General features: G+C 60.7%; 16 protein-coding genes. 8 read left to right on the top strand and 8 right to left on the bottom strand.

Annotated features, from left to right (window positions below; translation table 11 throughout):
* Positions 1–22: 22 nt before the first annotated feature.
* The 6 genes from ABSE61_RS02615 to ABSE61_RS02590 all read right to left on the bottom strand — a co-directional run bounded on the left by ABSE61_RS02615 (position 23) and on the right by ABSE61_RS02590 (position 6,557).
* Positions 23–1,711: a methyl-accepting chemotaxis protein gene (locus ABSE61_RS02615; protein ID WP_423869504.1), complete on the bottom strand. Its 1,689-nt coding sequence runs from the start codon at positions 1,709–1,711 to the stop codon at positions 23–25.
* 276 nt (positions 1,712–1,987) lie between these two features.
* Entirely contained in the window at positions 1,988–2,692 is a 705-nt protein-coding gene (locus ABSE61_RS02610) for an ABC transporter ATP-binding protein (protein ID WP_423869503.1), read from the bottom strand.
* Positions 2,685–3,428 carry an ABC transporter ATP-binding protein gene (locus tag ABSE61_RS02605; protein WP_423869502.1) on the bottom strand — a complete coding sequence of 248 codons (744 nt, stop codon included), beginning with the start codon at positions 3,426–3,428 and terminating at the stop codon, positions 2,685–2,687. Before ABSE61_RS02605 ends, ABSE61_RS02610 begins: the two co-directional genes overlap by 8 nt.
* A gap of 9 nt (positions 3,429–3,437) precedes the next feature.
* A complete protein-coding gene (locus ABSE61_RS02600; protein WP_423869501.1) occupies positions 3,438–4,427 on the bottom strand; it encodes a branched-chain amino acid ABC transporter permease in 990 nt (329 codons plus the stop codon).
* Positions 4,424–5,293, bottom strand: a complete 870-nt coding sequence (locus ABSE61_RS02595) for a branched-chain amino acid ABC transporter permease (protein ID WP_423869500.1) — start codon at positions 5,291–5,293, stop codon at positions 4,424–4,426. Before ABSE61_RS02595 ends, ABSE61_RS02600 begins: the two co-directional genes overlap by 4 nt.
* A 16-nt stretch (positions 5,294–5,309) precedes the next feature.
* Positions 5,310–6,557: an ABC transporter substrate-binding protein gene (locus ABSE61_RS02590; protein ID WP_423869499.1), complete on the bottom strand. Its 1,248-nt coding sequence runs from the start codon at positions 6,555–6,557 to the stop codon at positions 5,310–5,312.
* A 269-nt stretch (positions 6,558–6,826) separates the two neighbouring features.
* On the opposite strand from ABSE61_RS02590, the gene ABSE61_RS02585 reads away from it, so the two are divergent.
* A complete protein-coding gene (locus ABSE61_RS02585; protein WP_423869498.1) occupies positions 6,827–7,498 on the top strand; it encodes a GntR family transcriptional regulator in 672 nt (223 codons plus the stop codon).
* Between the two features lie 18 nt (positions 7,499–7,516).
* On the opposite strand, the gene ABSE61_RS02580 is transcribed toward ABSE61_RS02585, so the two are convergent.
* On the bottom strand, positions 7,517–8,584 hold the full coding sequence (locus tag ABSE61_RS02580; protein ID WP_423869497.1) for a glycosyltransferase family 4 protein: 1,068 nt from the start codon (positions 8,582–8,584) through the stop codon (positions 7,517–7,519).
* A 253-nt stretch (positions 8,585–8,837) separates the two neighbouring features.
* Between ABSE61_RS02580 and ABSE61_RS02575 the strand changes: the two genes are divergently transcribed.
* From ABSE61_RS02575 to ABSE61_RS02560, 4 genes are all read left to right on the top strand, one after another.
* Positions 8,838–10,601: an ABC transporter ATP-binding protein gene (locus tag ABSE61_RS02575; RefSeq protein WP_423869496.1), complete on the top strand. Its 1,764-nt coding sequence runs from the start codon at positions 8,838–8,840 to the stop codon at positions 10,599–10,601.
* A gap of 53 nt (positions 10,602–10,654) precedes the next feature.
* Complete coding sequence (locus ABSE61_RS02570) at positions 10,655–12,856, top strand: amylo-alpha-1,6-glucosidase (protein WP_423869495.1); 2,202 nt, start codon at positions 10,655–10,657, stop codon at positions 12,854–12,856.
* Between the two features lie 57 nt (positions 12,857–12,913).
* A complete protein-coding gene (locus tag ABSE61_RS02565; protein WP_423869494.1) occupies positions 12,914–13,408 on the top strand; it encodes a PRC-barrel domain-containing protein in 495 nt (164 codons plus the stop codon).
* Positions 13,409–13,550: 142 nt separating this feature from the next.
* Positions 13,551–14,774 (top strand): MFS transporter, encoded by a 1,224-nt coding sequence (locus tag ABSE61_RS02560; protein WP_423869493.1) that lies wholly within the window; start codon positions 13,551–13,553, stop codon positions 14,772–14,774.
* Here the strand turns inward: ABSE61_RS02560 and glgA are convergent.
* Positions 14,771–16,186 (bottom strand): glycogen synthase GlgA, encoded by a 1,416-nt coding sequence (gene glgA / locus ABSE61_RS02555; RefSeq protein ID WP_423869492.1) that lies wholly within the window; start codon positions 16,184–16,186, stop codon positions 14,771–14,773. The genes ABSE61_RS02560 and glgA overlap by 4 nt on opposite strands.
* Positions 16,187–16,401: 215 nt before the next feature.
* Here glgA and ABSE61_RS02550 point away from each other — a divergent pair, with 215 nt between their 5' ends.
* The 3 genes from ABSE61_RS02550 to ABSE61_RS02540 all read left to right on the top strand — a co-directional run bounded on the left by ABSE61_RS02550 (position 16,402) and on the right by ABSE61_RS02540 (position 19,996).
* Positions 16,402–17,598: a CaiB/BaiF CoA transferase family protein gene (locus tag ABSE61_RS02550; RefSeq protein WP_423869491.1), complete on the top strand. Its 1,197-nt coding sequence runs from the start codon at positions 16,402–16,404 to the stop codon at positions 17,596–17,598.
* Between the two features lie 74 nt (positions 17,599–17,672).
* Positions 17,673–18,743, top strand: a complete 1,071-nt coding sequence (locus ABSE61_RS02545) for an alcohol dehydrogenase (protein ID WP_423869490.1) — start codon at positions 17,673–17,675, stop codon at positions 18,741–18,743.
* A 173-nt stretch (positions 18,744–18,916) separates the two neighbouring features.
* Entirely contained in the window at positions 18,917–19,996 is a 1,080-nt protein-coding gene (locus ABSE61_RS02540) for an isocitrate/isopropylmalate dehydrogenase family protein (protein ID WP_423869489.1), read from the top strand.
* Positions 19,997–20,762: the final 766 nt, after the last annotated feature.

The following is a 20,762-nucleotide window of genomic DNA, read 5'->3' as shown; positions in this document are numbered from 1 at the left end:
GAAGAGGCAGCACACGCTGTTACTATGCGGCACGCTGCGCGATGCTCGCAGCCTCGGCGGCAGCACGCTGCATACTCGACGACATTTCGCTGGTGACGGTGCTCTGTTCTTCGACTGCGGCTGCGGTCGACGTCACATACTCGCTGACGCTCTGGATGGCATGCTTGATGGAGTTGAGCGCTTCCACGACCTCTCCGGAAATTCCGTTGAGCGATCCGATCTCGTTCGTGATCTTGTCGGTGGCTTGTTTCGCCTGATTGGCGAGGTTCTTGACTTCGGCGGCCACGACCGCAAAGCCCCGGCCGGCTTCGCCCGCCCGCGCGGATTCGATCGTGGCGTTGAGCGCGAGCAGATTGATCTGCCCCGTAATGTCGCCAATCATCTCGACGATCCCGCTCATTGACTCGGCTGCTGAGCTGAGCCGCTTGGCCTGCCCATCGGCGTTCTCGACGCGCTGCACGGCGTCCGAAGCGGTTTCTTTCGATTTGACCATGGCTTCGGAGATCTCGCGGACCGAGGCGTTCAGCTCTTCCGCACCGGATGCAACCGACTCCATCATCGAGCGAACGCGCTCGTTGCCCATACGCACCAGCACCTGCTGTGTGACATCAGTCGCATATTTCACGACCTTGTATGGCTTGTTGTTCAAATCAAGGATCGGGTTGTAGGAAGCCTGAATCCAGACCTCTTTGCCGCCCTTGCCGACGCGCTTGTATTCTGCCGTCTGATACTCACCGCGATTGAGCCTGGCCCAGAATTCGCGATACCCGGCGCTGTCGCGCTCGGACTGCTCGACAAACATGCTGTGGTGCCGGCCACGAATCTCCTCCAGCGCATAACCCAAGGCGCCGAGGAAATTGCCGTTTGCGGTAATGATCGTGCCGTCCATGTTGAACTCGATGACGGCTTGCGACTTTCCGATCGCAGCAATCTGGCCTGCAAGATTGGCGGTGCTGAGCTTCTGTTCGGTGACGTCGGTCGCAAACTTGACGACCTTGAAGGGCTTCTTCTGCTCGTCAAGAATGGGATTGTAGCTCGCGAGGATCCAGACCTCCTTGCCGCCCTTGCCGATGCGCTTGTACTCATCCGCAGAGTATTCGCCGCGATTGAGTTTGGCCCAGAATTCTCGATATTCGGCACTCTCGCGCAGGGCCGGTTCGGCAAACATGCTGTGGTGCTTGCCCTGGATTTCCGCAAGCGAGTAACCCATCGTCTTCAGGAAATTCTCGTTCGCCGTGATGATCGTGCCATCCATGTTGAACTCGATGACAGCCTGGGCCCGCAGAATCGCATCGATCTTGCCGGCAGACTCCATGCTTCGGATTTTTTTCGCCGTCACGTCGGTGGCGAACTTGACGATCTTGAAGGGCTTGCCGTCCGCATCACGAACCGGATTGTACGATGCCTCGATCCAGACCTCTTTGCCGCCCTTGCCGATGCGCTTGTATTCTGCCGCCTGATACTCACCACGATTGAGCTTGACCCAGAATTCGCGATAAGCGGCACTGTCGCGCTCGGATGGCTCGACAAACATGCCGTGGTGTTTGCCCTTGATTTCGGCAAGCGTATAGCCGATCGCATTGAGGAAGTTTTCATTGGCGGTGATGATGGTGCCGTCCATGTTGAATTCGATCACGGCCTGTGATTCGCCGATCGCTGCGGCTTGAGCCAACGCATCGCGCGCAGCCGTGGTGGTTCGCCACGAAAACATCTGAAAACTCCTGTTTAAATAGAGGGATTCCGACGCAAAATGGTCTGCCGCTACGCGGCGTACTGGTCAGTCCCGGATAGACATTGAGTTCCATCCTCGGAACAGGGTTCCATAGCTTGGATAAGAATTCGTTAAATCGCTTATTTTTCAATGACTTAGCAATCGGAGATTGCCTGACTTAAAAGGACAATCAAAAAGGGTGAGCCCGTTGGGGTTGCAGGGAATATGCTCCGCCACTTCCGCTGCAGAGCGCATATCCCGCGGTTGCGACGCGTATTAAATCCCGAGATACGCCGCCTGCACCTGCTTGTTGCCGGCGAGTTCAGCGCTCGTGCCGCTCATGGTGACGCGGCCGCTTTCCAGCACATAGGCCCGCTGCACCAGCGACAGCGCGCGGCTGACATTCTGCTCGACCAAGAGGATGGCGGTGCCCATCTTGTGGATCTCGCCGATTTTCTCGAACGTCACATCCGTCATGACCGGAGCGAGGCCGAGTGAGGGCTCATCGAGCATGAGCAAGCGCGGCTTGAGCATCAGCCCGCGGCCGACCGCCAGCATCTGCTGTTCGCCGCCGCTCATGGTACCGGAGAGTTGTTTGCGCCGTTCGGCGAGCCGCGGGAAAATGCTGTAGACGAGTTCGAGCGTCTGCCGGCGTTCGGCCTTGGCTTTGGGCACATAGGCGCCGATTTCGAGATTTTCGTGCACGGTCATTTCCGGAAAGACCTGGCGGCCCTCCGGCACATGCGCGATGCCCAATTCCGGAATCCGGTAGGGCGGGAACAATGCGAGGTTGACGCCATCGAGCGTGACGGTGCCCGACGTCAGTTTGACGAGGCTTGAGATCGCGCGCAGCGTCGTGCTCTTGCCGGCGCCGTTGGCCCCCAACAGGCCGACCGCTTCGCCTTCGCCGATCTCGATCGAGACATTCGAGATCGCCGGCACCGAGCCGTAACTGGCGCTGACATTGTCGAGCTTAAGCATCCACGCCTCCCGGCGGATGCACATAGGAGCCGAGATAAGCGCGGATGACTTCCGGGTTTTCCACGATCTCCTTCGGCGTGCCTTCGGCGATCTTCTGCCCGTGATCGAGCACCACGATATGACGGGCGACCGCCATGATCGCGCGCATTACATGCTCGACGATGACGATGGTGAGCCCCTTGCCGGAGAGTTTTCCGATCAATGCGACCGCCTGATCGATCTCGGCCGGATTGAGCCCGGCCATGACTTCGTCCAGCAGCAGAAGCCGCGGTTCGGTCGCGAGCGCGCGCGCCATCTCAAGCCGGCGCTGGTCGATGGTGGTCAGATCCTTCGCCGCCGTCTGCTCTCTCGCCGAAAGGCCGACGAACTCGATCGCCTCGCGCGCCTTGTCACGCGCCACGGTCATGTTCTTGCTGCGCAGGAAGGCGCCGGTCATGACGTTATCAAGCACGGTCATGGCGCCGAAGGGTTTTGCGACCTGAAAGGTTCGGGCGAGGCCGAGGGCGCAGATGTCGTGGGGTTTCAATCCGACAATCTCGCGGCCATAGGCTTTCACCGAGCCGCTGTCGGGTCTATGGAAGCCGGTAATGAGATGAAAGCTCGTGGTCTTGCCGGCGCCGTTCGGCCCGATCAGCGCCACGGTCTCGTTTTCCTTCACCGTGAAGCTGACGTCCTGAACCGCGCGCAAACCGCCGAACCGTTTGCTGAGGCCGTTGATCACGAGCGCGTCTGCCATGGCGTTTTCCTAGGCCTGCACAGGTTTTTTGGCAGCAAAACGTTGCCGCACTTCGGCGATGATGCCGATCAGTCCGGTCGGGCGCCAAAGGATCACGGCCATCAGGATCAGGCTGTAAACCGTCAATTGCACGCCGCCGATCGAACTGCCGAGCCAGCTTTGTAGCAGCGTCGAGGTCGTCTCGAGCAAGACGGTCCCGATCAGCGGTCCCCACAGCGTGCCGATGCCGCCAACGATTGACACCAGTGCTGCTTCAATCGAGATGTTGAAGGAGAACGCCGTCGCCGGATCGATGAAGTAGATGTACTGGGTGTAGAATGTGCCCGCGAGCGCAGTGAGGAACGCGCTGATCATATAGATGTCGCGCTTCATCTTTGGTGCATTGACGCCGATGGCCTCAGCCGCATCTTCGTCTTCGCCGATCGCAACCAGATAATATCCGATCCAGGAGCGCTCGATCAGCCATGTGATGAGAAGGCCGAGCAGCAGCAGGCCGAGGGCGACATAGTAGTAAGCCGCCTTGGTCTCAAACTGCATCATCAGCGGCGCGGAGCCGAGATTGGGAATGGTCGTACCCTCGGCGCCCCAGGCGAAATCGCGAAATTTGAGGAAGATCAGCATTAGCGCCTGCGCCGTTGCAATGGTGGCGATGGTGAAATAGGGGCCGCGCAGGCGAAAGCACAACCAGCCGATGGGCAGGCTCGCCAGCATCGCCACCACGCCCCCGGCCACCATGCCGATCCAGGGCGAAACGTCGTGATTGATCTGAAGAATCGTCGAGGTATAGGCGCCTAACCCGAAATAGGCGGCGTGTCCGAGCGAAAGTTGCTTGGCGTAGCCGCCCATCAGATTCCAGGCGGTGCCGATGAAGGAAAACAGCAAAATACGGATGAAGATGTCGATCGCGAACGAACTTTTCACCACCATCGGGAGAGCGATGACGACCGCAATTCCGATCGCCAGAAGAAGGATGTTGCGCGGGTGTGAGCCTTTCGTCATCGCGCGCGGCCTCCACCAAGGCCGGTTGGCTTGAAGGCGAGCGTGAGCAAGAGCATGGCGAACACGACGATCAATCCGGAATCGGCGCCGACATATTGAATGCCAAGCGATTCAGCGACGCCCATCATCAGGCTCGCGATCAGGGCGCCCATGACGTTGCCGAGCGTACCCAGCACGACGGCGACAAATGCCATCAGCACGAACACCTGACCGACGAAAGGATAGGCCGAATAGAACGGCATCAAGAGCGATCCGGCGGCGCCCGCCAGCGCCAGCGCAATGCCGAGCGCGACGCAGAACACACGGTTGGGGTTGATGCCCATCAGCATCGCCACGTCGCGGTTCTGCGAGGCGGCGCGCATGGCCCTGCCAAGATCGGTGGTATGCAGGAACAGCCAGAGCAGGCCGCTCAGGATCATCGCAACGACGAAGGCGATCAGCTTGGCGACGGGGATGTAGAGCCCGGCAATATGGAACGCTTCATCGGAGTAAGACGTGTGGACCGTGCGGTAATTCGCGGTGAACAGCATCAGCGCCAGGTTCAGCAGCAGCAGCGACAGCGCAAAGGTCAGGAAGATCTGCGGCATGTCGTTCGGCCCGAGCACCCTGCGGATCAGGAAATGCTGGATCAGGACGCCGGCTACGAACAGTACCGGCATCGAAACGAACAGCGACAACAGCGGATCGATGCCGAACTGGTTGGCGAGGAAGAAAGAAATATACATCCCGATCATCACGAATTCGCCTTGGGCGAAGTTGACGATCTTGACCACGCCGAAGATCAGCGTGACGCCGATACTGACGAGCGCGTAAATCCCGCCGATAAGCAGGCCGTTGATCACGGCCTGTGCCACTGTCTCCCACATCTGACTTACCGGCTTGTTAGATCTTCATCAGGGGAGCGCGGGCATCTTCCTTAGGAAAGACGCTGGCGAGATCGCCATTCTGCCACTGCACGCCGACGGGATGGCCGTAGATGTTCTTGCCGTCAGGGCCGAACTTGACCTTTCCGCCGGGCGCCATCGCGGCGTATCCCGAGGATACGTCGAGCGTCGAGAGCGCTTCGCGAACCTTTTGCGGATCGGCCGAGCCTGCGCGTTCGAGCGCATCCGCCAGCATGAAAGTCTGCGCGACCAGTCCGCCGGCATATTCGAACGCGAAATCGCCGGTGCGCTTCTTGAACGCGGCGTTCACTTTCTGAGCATCCTCGCTGACGTCATGATTCCAGTGGGCAACGCCCTGCAAGCCTTCGGCGAGTTTGCCGACGTTCTTGTAGAAATCTGGAATGACGAAGCCGCCGGAGCCGCCGTTGATCGAGACGTTGAGACCGAATTGTTTCACGGTTCGTACAATCAGAATGAGATCGTTCAGATAGGAAACCGAGAAAAGAGCGTTGGCGCCCGAGGACTTCACCTTGTTGATCAGCGGGCTCGCATCGGTGAATCCGGCCGAGTAGGGCTCGAACATCACGATCTCGACGCCTTCCGCAGGCGCCAGTTCTTTCAAGCCGTTCGACGTCGAGGTACCGAAGGCGGTGTTTTCAAAGATCACCGCGACTTTCGGCGTATCGCTGACGAGCTTGGACATCTGCAACTGCGCGCGTGCAAATTGCGACGCCCGTGCAAACGGTGTGAAGGTGTAAGTGCGTCCCTTGTTGAGCTGGTCCGAGCTCGAACCCGTGATCAACGGGACCTTGGCGCGCTCGGCGACTTCGCTTGCGATCAAGGTCAGCGCGCTGGCATAGCAGCCGTGGATCGCCGACAGTTTGTTGCCGGTGATGAGGCGGTCGGTTTCCGTGCGCGTGACGGTAGTATCGCTCTGCACGTCGGAAATGATCAGGTTGAGTTTGGCGCCGCCGAGCGACTTGATGCCGCCGCCTTCGTTGACCATGTCGACCGCGAGCTTCGCGGCTGCGACGCAGCCAATCCCGATTTGCGCCATGCTGCCGGTGGTCGGATAAAGCGCGCCGATATTGATGGGCTCGGCGGCCCAGCCGCGTAATGGCACCGCGCCGAACGCACCCGCGGCAAGCAGACCGCCCGATTTAATGAGAAACTCGCGGCGGCCTTGCCGCTTTGACCGCGTCCGCCCGTTGCCCTTGCCGGCGGAATCCCTGCCCGCTTCTTTCATGTTTTCCTCCCTCTTTGCGGCCCTTGTCGCCGTCTGTGTTCGCGTGTTTCGCCTGTGGCGAACCTGCGATTTTTTAAGATGGTAACTGCATTCAATATTGTTTACAATACTGTTATCAATTTTACCGCCCGCTCTAATGGCCGCACGCTCGATCTTCGCAAGTGCGGCGCGCGGCGGCCACAGGCGCAAGACCTCAACCCGGGAAGATGATGGTCGCAAAAACAGCCAAACGCGCCGACGTCCGAGCGCCAAGATCTCCTGATGTCGCCGTGGCGCGGCCGCGCGAGCCGGCGGCGCTTGTGATCGCCAAGCGCATCGAGGAGGACATAGTCCTGGGACGGCGTCAATCGCGGGAGCGCCTGGTCGAGCTGGACCTTTGCGAATTGTTTCAAACCCATCGCGGCGACGTGCGACTGGCGCTCTTCGAACTCGAGAAAAAGGGGCTGGTGGAGCGTATTCCGAACCGAGGTGCCTTGGTGCGCGGGTTAACGCCCAGGGAAGTAAAGGAAATCTATGCGGTCCGGGAGCAGCTGGAAGTGATGGCCGTGAGCATTATCCCGTTGCCGGCTTCTGCCGGCGATATCGAGCGGTTGGAGGAAGTGCAGCGCCGTCACACCGCAGCCATCGTCGCGGGCGATCTGCTGACCGTCTTCTACAGCAACCTCCGTTTTCACCAGATGTTGTTCGGTCTGTGCGGCAATGCCTGTCTGATCGAGACCATCGATTTGCTGGCGCAGAAGGTTTACGGCATCCGGTCTTTCGTGAATGCATTTCCGGACGCGCTGAAGCGCGCCCGGCAGGACCACCTCGACATGATCAAGGCGCTGCGCGGGTCAAACCGCGACAGGCTGGTGGCGCTGACCCGCCGCCATTTGCAGCCGGCCCCCGAATCCTACATCCGCGACTACGAGCGGCGTTTCGGCAAAGCCGATCCCCACTGACGGGATCGATACAGCGCCTCATTCGGCGCTGCTCACCAGCTTGATCCGCGGTGCGCTGGCTTCGATGAGGTTACGATAGGCGGCGATATAATCGAGTGCCATCCGTCTTGCCGTAAATCGCGTCTCGAATTGCTTTCGGATCATCCCGCGATCGAGTTGAGCAAGGCGCTTCACCGACGCGGCTGCGCTGATTTCATCCTCGACGATAAATCCTGTCAGATTTTCGTCGACGATTTCCGGTACCGAGCCTCGGTTATAGGCAATCACGGGGGTACCACAGGCCATTGATTCAATCATGACCAGACCGAACGGCTCCGGCCAATCGATCGGAAGCAGTAATCCGAGCGCACCACTGAGAAAGTCGGATTTTTCATGATCGCCGATTTCGCCGATAAATTCGACGAGAGGATGGTCCATCAGCGGCCGGATCACTTCGTCGTAATATTCCAGGTCGGCCCGATCGACCTTTGCTGCAATCTTCAGCGGAATGCCGCATCGGACAGCAATCCTGATGGCGCGATCGACGCCTTTTTCCGGCGCGATTCGGCCCAGCACAGCTAGGTAGGACGGCGTGACCGGCCGCGGCGTCAACAGGTTTTCCGGCAGGCCGTGAAGGATGGTGCCGGCCCAGTTCGCCTGCGGCACCGGGCGCCGCTGGGCGTTCGAGATTGAAATCACCGGAACGGAAGAGAAGGTCGTGAAGACCGGTTGATGTTCCGGCAGATCCAGTCGGCCATGCAATGTGGTCAAAAAGGGCGTCGGCTGCCGAAAAAATAACGAGAACGGGTAGTAGTCGAGATGAAAGTGGAGGAAGTCGAATTCCTCGTCGTCACATTTCTGTCGAACTCGCTCCAGCATGACCATGTGAAGTGCATTGGGGTCGCGGACCGATCCATCAAGGCGTAACGCTCGTGGCCATGTTGCATCAAGTTTGGCAGATGTTCGGGAGTCGCCGCTTGCAAATAGTGTCACATCGTTTCCGAGCGCGACAAGTTCCTCCGTCAGCCAGTGTACCACCCGCTCGGTTCCACCATACAACTTCGGCGGAACAGCCTCCGTCAGCGGAGCTACTTGCGCGATGCGCATCTACCCATCTCCTCTTGATGCCATGGATGAAACTACCCCAAACAAACCAGCGCATTCACGCCGCGAGGGGAACGTTTCCGCATCTGCGAAGTTCCAACCGTGCGCGTACTTCTTTCATCGGGGACCAATGCACCCGATATGTGGAATCTAGTGCGTGATGCGCGGGCGGGAACTGCAAAGCAGTGTGCGGCATTCAATTGGCTAAAATAAAGCAGGCCTGAGAGTCAGGCCTTACAAAAAGGTTTTGCGGCACATGGACAATCTCTCAGGCTACGCCAATCGCCCGTTCTCCTTTGTGCTGCGTTACCTTCGTGAAAGGCCAGCATCACACGCTGTTATTTTATCTTCCGTCGTTGCCGCCGTTGCCTGTTCTGTAGGCACGCAATACGGCGTGAAGTTTCTCGTCGATGGCCTGTCGGGCGGCCCAGCGAGCGTCGACAATGTGTGGCTAGCATTCGCGCTACTGGTGTCGCTGATCGCGGCAGACAATTTTTTGTGGCGGATTGCTGGCTGGATTGCGAGCTTCACCTTCGTCCGCGTCACCGGCGACTTGCGGCGTGACATGTTTCGTCACCTGACCGGGCATGCGCCGAGTTATTTCTCCGACCGCTTGCCGGGAATGCTGACGAGCCGTATCACGGCGACATCGAACGCGGTTTATTCTGTCGAAAACATGTTCATCTGGAATGTCCTGCCGCCTTGTATCGCGACCGTCGCCGCGATCTGCTTGATTGGAACCGTGAGCCTGACGATGTCCGCAGGCCTCATTGTGATCGCCGGCGGAATGGTGATGGCGATGTTTCGGCTTGCTGCGGCGGGAAAGCCGCTGCACGACGATTTCGCCGACAAGGCTGCGGCCGTCGACGGAGAAATGGTCGACGTCATCAACAATATGCCGCTGGTGAGGGCGTTTTGCGGATTGAACTTTGAACATGAGCGCTTTGATGCGACCGTAAAGAGAGAGCTGACCGCGCGAGGGCGCAGCCTTCGGTATCTCGAGAAGCTGCGGCTTACCCACGCGGCGGTGACCATTGCGTTGACGATCGGGATTCTGGCTTGGGCAATTACGCTTTGGCAAACCCGTAGTGCGACGACCGGCGACGTCGTCCTGGTCTGTACGCTCGGGCTGTCGATCCTCAATGCAACGCGCGACCTCGCGGTTGCGCTCGTCGATGTCACCCAGCATGTCGCCCGGCTGACCGAGGCGCTTGGGACCTTGCTGCTGCCGCACGAACTCTGCGACCATCCGGAAGCCGAGCCGCTGGTCAAGAGTGGCGCGGCCATCGCCTTCAACAATATTTCCTTCCGTTACCCGGGCGGCCTGACAGTCTTTGACAAGTTCAACCTTCGCATTCAGCCCGGACAGCGAGTTGGGCTGGTCGGCCAATCCGGCGGCGGGAAGTCCAGCCTGTTCGTTCTGTTGCAACGGTTCTACGATGTGCAGCAGGGGAGCATCGCGATCGACGGCCAGGATATTTCGCGCGTCACGCAGCAAAGCCTCCGCGAAGCGATTTCGGTGGTGCCTCAGGATATTTCGCTGTTTCATCGCTCGATCATGGAAAACATTCGTTACGGGCGGCCGAACGCGACGGATGATGAAGTGTTGCGCGCCGCGATTGCGGCTCGCTGCGATTTTGTCGAAACACTCCCGGAAGGGCTGGAAACCATGGTCGGAGATCGCGGTGTCAAGCTGTCCGGCGGTCAGCGTCAGCGCATCGCCATTGCGCGTGCCTTCGTGAAAGATGCACCGATCCTATTGCTCGACGAAGCCACCGCTGCGCTCGACAGCGAATCCGAAGAGGCGATACGCGAGGCGCTGGCGCGACTGATGCGCGGGCGAACAGTCATTGCTATTGCGCACCGACTGGCTACGCTGCGTCACTTCGACCGCGTTGTCATGCTCAAGGCCGGCAAGATCATCGAAGACGGCCCGCCCGATCGTCTGATGCAGGGACAGGGACCCTACCGCGAACTGGTGACGCAGGAGATGAGGCGCCTCGCTACACACGCGGCCTGACCTGCGACCGTAGAGTTGCGTCTGTTGATCGCTGCGAATCCAAGCGAGGTCTCATGTCAGTCGAAGCCATCACCAAAATCACAACCTTGCGGCTGCAGGAAACGGCCGCGGAGGCTCCTTTCTATATTCCGATGACAGGGCCGGCGGCGCGACCGCGGCGTGCGCTCAAGCATGATGATACGTTCATTGTGCTCGATAGCCATGGCGATATTGGCGCTTCTGCGGGCGGGCCGGATGGCCTGTTTAATTCAGACACGCGCTACCTTGCGCGGCTCGAACTGGTGCTGGATGAAGTGCAGCCGCTGCTTCTGGGTTCGAATCTTCGCGACGATAATTCCTCACTCACGGTGGACCTGACCAATCCCGACGTTTATCGCCAGGGGCGCAACGTACTTCAGAAAGATATGCTGCACATCGTGCGTACGATCTTTCTCTGGCGAGGGGCGGCCTACCAGCGTATCGGCGTGCAAAATCATGGCGAACACACCGCGAGTTTCGATCTTACTTTGCTGTTCGGCAATGATTTCGCCGATCTGTTCGAGGTGCGGGGCGAACGTCGCCCCCGTCGTGGCATCGGCGCTGGCCAGTTGATCGATCAGTCCGACGTACTGTTCGAATATACCGGCCTTGACGGAAACATCCGCACCACGGCTCTTCAGTTCGATCCGCGGCCGACGCGGCTCGCCGTGAATGCGGCGACGTATCATCTCGAGCTCGCCCCAAAGCAGACGCATTCGCTGTTCGTCGTGGTATCCTGCAACAAGCCGGCGATGTCGAAGCCCGCCCCGTTTTTTCGCGGCTTGCTGGCGCACCGCCGCGAGATGCGCGCACAGACGAGGGGCGCGGCCAGCATCGAAACCTCGAATAATATCTTCAACGAAGTGCTGTGCCGCTCGATGGCTGATCTCAACATCCTGATGACGGACACGCCGGAGGGTCGCTATCCGTATGCCGGGATTCCCTGGTACTCGACGACCTTCGGCCGCGACGGGATCATCACGGCGCTGCAAATGCTGTGGATCGATCCGCGAGTAGCGCGGGGTGTGCTGAGGCGGCTTGCTCTGTATCAGGCTCAACAAGTCGATCCGCTCGCGGACGCCGAGCCCGGGAAGATTCTACACGAAATGCGCGGCGGCGAAATGGCTGCGCTGCGCGAAGTGCCGTTTGCGCAATATTACGGTAGCGTCGATGCAACCCCGTTGTTTGTGTTGTTGGCAGGTCTCTACGTCGAAAGAACCGGGGATGACGAGACGCTCACCGCGCTGTGGCCCTCGATCGAAGCGGCTCTCAAATGGATCGACGGTCCCGGCGATCCCGACGGGGACGGCTTTGTCGAGTATCAACGAGCCTCGGAGCAGGGTCTCGCCAATCAAGGTTGGAAAGACTCTTACGACGCGATCTTCCATGCCGACGGTCGTCTGGCGGAAGGCAACATCGCATTGGCGGAAGTACAGGGCTACGTCTTTGCAGGAAAACAACTTGCGGCTCGCTGTGCCAAGCGGATGGGATTGTTCGACAGGGCGCGACAGCTTGAGGCAGAAGCGCTCCTGATTGCGGGGCGGTTTGAGAAAGCCTTTTGGTGCGAGGATCTCGCGACTTACGCGCTCGCGCTTGATGGCGCCAAGCAACCGTGCCGGGTGCGCACGTCGAATGCAGGTCAACTTCTTTTCACCGGGATCGTGCGCGAGGACCGCGCCCGTCTGGTCGCTGCCGGGTTGATGCAGCCCAGGTTCTTCACCGGTTGGGGCATCCGCACCGTGGCCCACGGCGAAGCGCGCTACAATCCGATGTCTTATCACGATGGATCGATCTGGCCGCACGACAATGCGCTGATCGCGCTTGGGCTTTCGCGTTACGGCTTCAAGCATTCGGTCGAGCAGGTGTTCAAGGCACTCTTCGATGCGGCGACCTACATGGACCTGCGCCGATTGCCCGAATTGTTCTGCGGATTCCGGCGCGAGAAGGGGCGTGGGCCGACGCTCTATCCAGTCGCCTGCGCGCCGCAAGCCTGGGCGAGTGCAACCCCATTCACCTTGCTTGAGGCAGCGCTCGGTCTCGAATTCGACGCCGACCGCGGCGAAATTCGCCTGCATAACCCGCGCCTGCCGGCCTTCCTCAACGAGGTGGTGCTCCGCGATCTGCAGCTGGGCGTTTCGAGCGCCGATCTTCGGGTCAGGCGGCATGGCGATGAGGTTTCACTGGAAGTGATGAAGACCAAAGGACAGATCCAGGTTTCCATCGTGCTGTCCCGCTGATCGCGCGGCAAACAGATGGCGGTCCACTGACTGCTGGTCTTCAAGTGAGGGAATGAGATGCGTACCAAAAATCTGTTCACGCTCGCGACCGTCATCATTGTCGGCCTGTATGGCGCGAATTCGTGGGGGGAAAGCGAAGCGACGGCGCCTGCTTCGCCGCCACAGGACAGCGCCGCGCCGGCGATGAAGGAACCGACGCGGCCGCCATCCGTCACCATCATCGGCGCCAGCGAAGCGCGCGGCGTGCTTGGGCGGGACGTCCGAAGTCCGGCCGAAGAAGACATGGGGCGTGTCGTCGATGTGATCGTCGACCGACAGGGCACCGTGCGCGCCGCTGTCATCGATTTCGGCGGCTTTCTCGGCGTAGGCAGCCGAAAGATCGTTGTCGATTGGAATGCGTTGCATTTCGGCCGCGTCGCCAACAAGGGCGATAGCGTCACGCTTGAATTGACCAAGGAACAGGTGGTGGCCGCGCCTGAATACAAGGAAGATACGCCGATTGTGGTGTTAGGGGCCGCCGGCAGTCTTCAGCCATGGCAATTTGATCACTAGCAAGATTGGCGGAGAGATGTTTGCGCGCCGATTGCCGCCCCGAGAGCAAGAGCGACCGCACGCGGTAGAGCGTGGGCAATCCGCTTGTGATGATCCGGTAGAGCAGGTTGAAGGCGGGGCAGCAGCGGCGAGGGTTGCACCCATGCCGTCGCGCGGGAGCCTTCGCGGTCTTGACTGGTTCATCTTTTTTCTCGCAGATGTGCAGACCGGCTTCGGCCCCTTCGTTGCGGTCTATCTGACGACGCAGAAATGGACGCAAATTGAAATCGGCTCGGTGCTCTCGATCGGCAGCGTCGTGGCCTTGCTCGGCCAAATGCCGGGCGGCGCGATCATCGATGCGGCGAAATCCGAGCGGCTGGTCGCAGGCCTCGCCATTGCGACGATCGGATGCGCCGCGCTGGCCTATGCGGTGTGGCCGATCTTTCCGGTGATCGCGGTTGCCGCCACCCTGCATGCGGCGGCAAGCTGCGTTTTGGGTCCCGCCATCGCCGCCATCAGCCTTGGTCTGGTTGGACCTCTCGCAATCGGTGAGCGACTGGGACGCAATGCGCGCTTTGCATCGCTTGGAAACGGTGTCGCCGCGGCCTTGATGGGGACCTGTGGCTATCTGTTGTCGAGCCGTTCGGTATTCCTCGTCGCCTTCGTGCTCGCAATCCCCACTCTACTGGCGCTGGTGCGCATCCGCGAACGGGAAATCGACGCGGCCCGTGCCCACGGCTCGGTGCCGCCGACGGCGCAGGACGCCAAATCGACCAGTGTCATGGTGCTGCTGCGCCAGCGGCCGCTTTTGGTGTTTGCCGGCAGCATCCTGCTGTTTCAACTGGCAAACGCCTCGATGTTGCCGTTGATGGCCGGGATCGTCACTACGCGATCCAGCAAATGGGCGACGGTGCTGATCGCAGCTTGTATTATCGTGCCGCAGGCCATCGTCGCGCTGACGTCGCCTTCGGTCGGACGAAAGGCGCAAGAGTGGGGAAGGCGGCCGCTGCTTCTGTTGGCTTTTGCCGCCCTCGCAGTTCGAGGTCTGTTGTTTGCCACGGTCCACGATCCGTATCTCCTGGTAGCCGTCCAGGTGCTTGATGGCATCACCGCAGCGGTGTTGAGCGTCATGATTCCTCTGATTGTCGCCGATGTCGCGTTCGGCAGCGGCCACTTCAACCTTGCGCAAGGTGTGGTCGGCACCGCCACCGGGATCGGCGCCTCGCTGAGCACGCTCGTGGCCGGCTACGCCAGTGACGTCTTCGGCAGCAGCGTCGCCTTTGCGGGGCTTGCGGCCGTTGCGGCCTTGGGGCTTGCGATCATCTGGCTCGCGATGCCGGAAACCCGTCCGCCGTTGCCAGCCGCGCAGACGAACGACGTCTTTTAGAGCGCCGCCGTCTTGCGGTAGAGCGCGCCGTAGTAGGCCGCCGAAATGTCCCAGCTAAAGGATCGCGCCATCGCGTTCCGGCGCATCGAGTCGAGGCGGTCTTTTGCCACGAAGGTCGAGAACGCACGCCGGACACCGCCGAGGAAGGATTCGGTCGAGGGCTGGGAAAACAGGAAGCCGGTTTCGCCGTCGGTAATCGTCTCGGCGAGGCCTCCGGTTTGATGCCCGATCGGAAGCGAGCCGAATTTCTGCGCGTACATCTGGCTGAGCCCGCACGGCTCGAAGCGCGATGGCATCAGCGTAAAATCGCTGCCGGCGAAAATCCGCCGCGCCTGGCCGTCGTTGAAGCCGATATTGACGCCGATCGCGTCCGGCCGGCGCCGATGCGCTTCGACCAATGCCTTCTCGATTTCCGGCTCTCCGCTGCCGGTGACGACGATCTGCCCGCCGGCATCGATGATTTCGCCGGCGGCGGCCAGGACGAGATCGATGCCTTTCTGGTGAACCAGACGAGCGACCAGCCCGAAGATCGGACCACGGGACACCGCCAGCCCAAACTGGTGGCGGACATAATCGGAATTGGCCTGCTTGCCTTCCCAATCGCCGGGCGCAAACTGCTGAGCCAGCTGGGCGCAGGCGCGCGGGTCCCAGCTCTCATCGATGCCGTTGAGGATACCCGTCAGTTGGGCGGCGTCGGAGCGCTGCCGTAAGAGCCCCTCCAACCCGCAGCCGAGTTCCTGGGTGGTGATCTCCTTCGCATAGGTCTCGCTGACGGTCGTCAAATGAGAAGCGTAGATCAGGCCGCCCTTGAGGAAGGACAGCTTGTCGTAGAATTCGAGGCCGTCGATGTGGAAGGAGTCTGCCGGCGCGCCAATCCGCCGCAACGACTCCTTAGAAAAAAGGCCTTGGTAGGCCAGGTTATGGATGGTGAGAATGGTCGGGATCTTGCTCCCGCTCCAGGCCAGGTAGGCCGGCACCAGAGCGGACTGCCAGTCATTGGCATGAACGAGGTCAGCTGCCCAATTCTTGTCCAGTGTGCCCATTGCCAGTTGGGCAGCCACAGAAGCCAATCGGCCGAAACGGATATCGTTGTCGGGCCAGTCCTGGCCTGCCTCGTCGCCATAAGGGTTGCCCGGCCGATCGTACAATTGTGGACATAATACCACGTAGACGGGCAGGCCGTCCTTGGTCGATCCAAGCCCGAGCGAGCAGGCCGGCATCTCGGCTAATGCCGGAGAATGGCCGATAATTTCGAGATGCGTGAATTGTTCGACGACTTCGCTATAGCCGGGAAGCAGGACCCTGACGTCGGTCCAGCGCCGGAGCGCTCGGGGCAACGCCGCCGAGACGGCAGCAAGCCCGCCAACCCGAATGAAGTCATCCATCTCCGTGGTAACGAACAGGACTCTCAAGAAATGCCCTCGCACGCTGCCGTCGCTAACGCCGTCTATGCAAGATCAGTTCCAATTGGCTGCCGCCGTTTGGGTAGGCCGCCATTGCATGGCTAACCGATCCTTGCATTCTTGGCCGGCGGGTCGGTCAATCGTTCCTCCGGGGGCCGCATTCTTCTAGTGTTTTAGTCCCGGTGGGATTTGGCGGTCCGGCGGGCCAAAAGGGGAGTTCTTCGATGACTATATCGGAAATCGCTGAGCGGAATGCGACAGGAAGCCTTCATGGCCTGCGCGTGCTTGATTTCTCGACCACCATTGCCGGTCCGCATTGTACGCGGATGCTGGCCGACGTCGGGGCCGAGGTCATCAAGATCGAAGCGGCCGATGGCGAGACGATGCGAATCCGCCCGCCGGTCCGCAACGGATGCAGCAGCGTTTTCGGTCAGCTCAACGCCGGCAAAAAAAGCATCGTGCTTGATCTGAAATCGCCGGAAGCGATCGAGGTGATTCATCTTCTGGTGAAAGACGCCGACATCCTGGTCGAGAATTTCCGGCCGGGCGTGATGCGGAGGCTGAAGCTCGACTACGCCGCTTTGCAGCCGCTCAATCCCAGACTGGTTTATTGTTCGATCTCCGGTTACGGCCAGACCGGACCGTCGGCGGAACTGCCGGCCTACGCGCCGGTGATCCACGCGGCTTCCGGTTACGACAGGGCGCATCTCGCCTATCAACCCGGCAGGAGCCGGCCGGACTATTGCGGCATCTATCACGCCGATGTGCTGACGGGCGTCTATGCCTTCGGTGCCGTTACGGCGGCGCTCTATCAGCGTCAGCTGAGCGGCAAGGGCCAGCACATCGATGTGTCGATGCTGGAATCGATGCTTTCCCTGACGCCGAACGAAGTCCAGATCGCGCAATTCGAGGTGGCTCCGCCGAGCCGCCCGATGTTCGGCCCGGTCGAGACCGCTGACGGATATGTGATGGTGGCGATCGCCAGCGAAAAAACTTTTCAGGGCCTGGTTCGCGCCGCCGGCCGCCCCGAATGGATCGGCGATTCCCGTTTTGCGAAATATGCCGACCGGCGTCGCCATTGGGACGCACTGATGGACGGTGTGGAAGAGTGGTCGCGAACGGTGACGACCGAAAAATGCCTCGCAGAACTTGGCGAGCACGGCGTTCCCTGTTCGGCGTACCGAACCGTGGCCGAGGCGATGGCCGATCCGCAGATCGCCCATCGCGGCGCGCTCACCGAAGTCGAGGACGACGCCGGCACTTTCCAGGTCTTGAACCAGCCGTTCCGGATGTCCGGCGCCAAGGTCGCGGCCGGAAAGCGGGCGCCGGCGCTCGGCGAACATACCAGCGCCTTGCTTGGCGAAAGCGGGCTGTCGGAAGACCAGATCGCGGCCGTTACCGGGAAGTTGCCGCAGGCCTGAGGTCGGCCAGTGGCCTTGCGACAGCAGCGGTTTCCAGCCTATCACACCTGCCAATAAAAGAATGGAGCGAAACGATGAAGAGTTTCAAGGTCGCCGACTTCAACGCGCCTCTTAAAGAAGTGGATGAACCGACGCCCAAGCCCACCGGCACACAAGTGCTGCTCAAGGTGAAAGCGGCCGGCGTCTGCCACAGCGACCTGCATATCTGGGAAGGCGGTTATGATCTCGGCCATGGCCGGAAGCCTTTGTCCCTCAAGGATCGCGGCGTGTCGTTGCCGCGCACGATGGGGCACGAAACGGTCGGCGAAATCGTAGCTTTCGGGTCCGACCTTAAAGAAGGCGACAAAGGCGGCCTGAAACTCGGCGATGTTGTATTGGCCTACCCCTGGCTCGGTTGCGGCAAGTGCAAGACCTGCCTCGGCGGCGATGAGAATATGTGCATCGTCAAGCCGAGCGCGCTCGGCGTCTATTGTGACGGCGGCTATGCCGATCACATGACGGTGCCGCATCCCAAATATCTGATCGACCTGAAGGGGCTCGATCCCGTCACCGCCGCGCCTTACGCCTGCTCTGGTGTCACCACCTATAGCGCGCTGAAGAAAGTGGAGTCCGCCTTCGACACCCCGATCGTGATTTTCGGTGCCGGCGGCCTTGGCCTGATGGCGCTGTCGCTGCTCAAGGCGATGGGCGGCGAGGGCGCGATCGTGGTCGACATCGACGCCAAGAAGCGCGAGGCGGCGGAAGCCGCCGGTGCGCTCGCGACCGTCGACGGCGGTGCGGCGGACGCGCTGGAGCAATTGACCAAAAAAGCCGGTGAGCCGATCCGTGCCGTGATCGACCTCGTCGGCAACGCCAAGACCACGCAGCTGGGGTTTGATTGCCTGACCAAGGGCGGCAAGCTTGTGATTGTCGGCCTGTTCGGCGGCGGCGCAACCTGGGCCTTGCCACTGATCCCGATCAAGGCGATCACCATTCAAGGCAGCTATGTCGGCAATCTGCGCGAAACCGAGGAATTGCTCGATCTGGTGCGTGCCAAAAAGATCGCGCCGATCCCGGTGACGCCGATGCCGCTCGCCAAGGCCAACGACGCGCTCAAGAGTCTGAAGGAGGGCCGCCAGATCGGCCGGGCGATATTGACGCCGTAGGCCAGACGTTTCCGTCATGGCCGGGCTTGACCCGGCCATCACGTCTTGCTTGTGGTGGCCCTTGAAGACGGGGATGCCCGGCATGCCGACAAGTTTACGCAGTCTGCATCGACTGCTATGGCCGGGCATGACGAACTGAATAAATTCGACGCACCGAAGTTTAAGGATCTCTCATGTCAGCCAATAACGCGCTCCACATCGCCGTCCTCGGTGGCGACGGCATCGGCCCCGAAGTCATGGCGCCGGCGCTCGAAGTCCTGCGCAAGATCGAACAAACCACCGATCTGAAGTTCCGCTTCACGGAGGCGCCGGCCGGAGCCAATCACTATCGCGAGACCGGCAAGTCGATGCCGGACTCGACCATCAAGCTTTGCGAGGAGGCCGACGCGATCCTGCTCGGCGCTTGCGGCCTGCCGTCGGTGCGTTATCCCGACAACACCGAGATCATGCCGCAGGTCGAGTTGCGCTTTCATTTCGATCTCTATGCCGGCGTGCGCCCGGCGCGGCTCATTCCGGGCGTCCCGAGCCCGATCGTCGGCGCCGACCAGCGTGGCATCGACCTTGTCGTGATCCGCGAATCCACCGAAGGCCTGTTCGCCTCGATGGGGAAGGGCGTCGTCACCCACGAGGAGGCGCGGGAGACGCTCGTGATCACCCGAAAGACCTCGGAACGGCTGTTCGAGTTTTCCTTCAAGCTGGCGGAACGCCGCAAGAAGCGGGGCCGGCCCGGCGGATTGACCTGCGTCGATAAAGCCAACGTGTTCAAGGCGTTTGCGTTCTTTCGTGAGATGTTCGACGAGGCCGCCAAACGCCATCCGAACGTGAAGACCGACCGTCTTTATGTCGATGCCTGCTCGGCCATGCTGGTGAAGCGTCCCTGGGACTTCGACGTCATGGTCATGGAAAACATGTTCGGCGACATCCTCTCCGACATGACCGCCGGCCTGATCGGCGGCATGGGCATGGCGCCCTCGGCCGATATCGGCGACCGCTATGCCGTGTTCCAGCCCTGTCACGGCACCGCGCCCGACATCATGGGGCAGAGCAAGGCCAACCCGACCGGGATGATCCTGTCGGCAGCGATGATGCTCGACTGGCTCGCCGACAAGCACGGCCTTGAGTCCGCGGCTGAAGCCGGCGAACGCATCGAGCGCGCGGTCGACAAGGCGTATGCGCAGGGTATCAAGCCGATGGAGTTCGGCGGCCAAAACGGCACCGCCGATATCGGCAATGCCGTGCTGGCGGCGTTGTAGGTCTCGCTGTAGCCGTCATTCCGGGGCGCGCGTGAGCGCGAACTACGATGTGCAATTGCACATCGGAGAATCCATTTCTCCCAGCAACTTTGCGGCACGATGGATTCCGGGCCTGCGCCTTCCGCGCAAAATAGCTTTGCTATTTTGTCGCGATGGCGCATCCCGGAATGACGAAAATTGGTAGGTCCGTTCCAGACAGCGTTCTTCCTTCCCACGACGCGATTCTCGTCCGGGTTCTTCATTGTCCCTCCCTGAGAAGAGGGCGCGGGAAATGCCGGGCGCCCGTCGCGCCCGCAGCCTCGCGCGCGAAGTGTAGAAAGCGCACGAGTTAGTCACCACGGTCACACCGGTTCACCCGGCATTCCCCGCGCGAATGGTTTTAACGGCTTACTCCAGGCTCTCCCCGGCGATCGGGCTTTTTGTCACCGTCCCCGGTGCGATGCGCAAGCATCGTCACCAGGTTGAACGCCAGCGTCGAGGCGTCAGGACCAGATGGCTTCGCCGTCCGCGCGGGCGTTCTTCGTCACGAACACCATCGCGTCCACCGCATCCCACGCCCACGTTCGTGACGATCGCGAAACGCCCCTTGGTGGCGCGAGACAAGCGGGAAACTGCAGGTGATTTTAGCGACTGATCAACTACTGATACCTGCGACCGATTGGCACGACGGGCAAATCAGTTGCTGCGCACGCGGTGTGTCAAGGGATTTCGAATTCCGGGGCGCCGCGATAGCGGCGAGCCCGGAATCCATTTCTCCCAGTGCGAC

Source organism: Bradyrhizobium sp. (assembly GCF_049519115.1).
Taxonomy (GTDB): Bacteria; Pseudomonadota; Alphaproteobacteria; order Rhizobiales; family Xanthobacteraceae; genus Bradyrhizobium.
The sequence above is the reverse complement of the archived record's forward strand: the minus strand, read 5'-3'. Positions and strand labels throughout refer to the sequence as shown.